This is a genomic window from Streptosporangium heterodermiicola (assembly GCF_051390675.1).
Classification (GTDB): domain Bacteria; phylum Actinomycetota; class Actinomycetes; order Streptosporangiales; family Streptosporangiaceae; genus Streptosporangium.
In genome coordinates this window covers 1-529 of sequence record NZ_JBPJSR010000106.1, presented here as the reverse complement: position 1 = coordinate 529, position 529 = coordinate 1, and the positions used below count along the sequence as shown (strand labels likewise).

At 72.2% G+C, this 529-nt stretch carries 1 protein-coding gene; it reads right to left on the bottom strand.

Annotation, left to right across the window (positions count from 1 at the left end; all coding sequences use genetic code 11):
* On the bottom strand, nucleotides 1-529 hold a 529-nt coding region (locus ACSC1Q_RS43090), incomplete at both ends, for an acyltransferase domain-containing protein (RefSeq protein WP_436764527.1).

Here is a 529-nt window from a genome sequence, read left to right as displayed (position 1 = left end):
ACGCGCCGTGACCAGAGCACACGCGTCAGGCAACGAGAGCACCCCGGCCACATGAGCGGCCGCGATCTCCCCCACCGAATGACCCACCAGCACATCCGGAGTCACCCCGAACGAAGCCAGCAGCCGGTACAGGGCCACCTCGAAGGCGAACAACGCAGGCTGCGTCATCCCGGTCTCGGCCAGCACCTCCTCCGGACCGGAGAACATCGCCTCACGCACCGACCCCGGCAGCAACGCGCAGACCTCGTCCAGCGCCTCGGCGAACACCGGGAACGCCGCCGCGAGGGACGCCCCCATGCCCACCCGCTGGCTGCCCTGACCGGCGAACAGCATCGCCAGCCCGCCACCACGTGCCGCACCAGGCGTCGCCGTACCCTCGGCCAGGGCACGCAGGCCCGCCACCAGCTCGGCCCGGTCGGAACCCATCACCACCGCGCGCTGCTCCAGCAGGGCACGACCGCTCGCCAGCGTCCAGCCGATGTCGGCCACGTCGAGCTCCGGCCGCTCCTCCACCCAGTCCGCGAGCTGC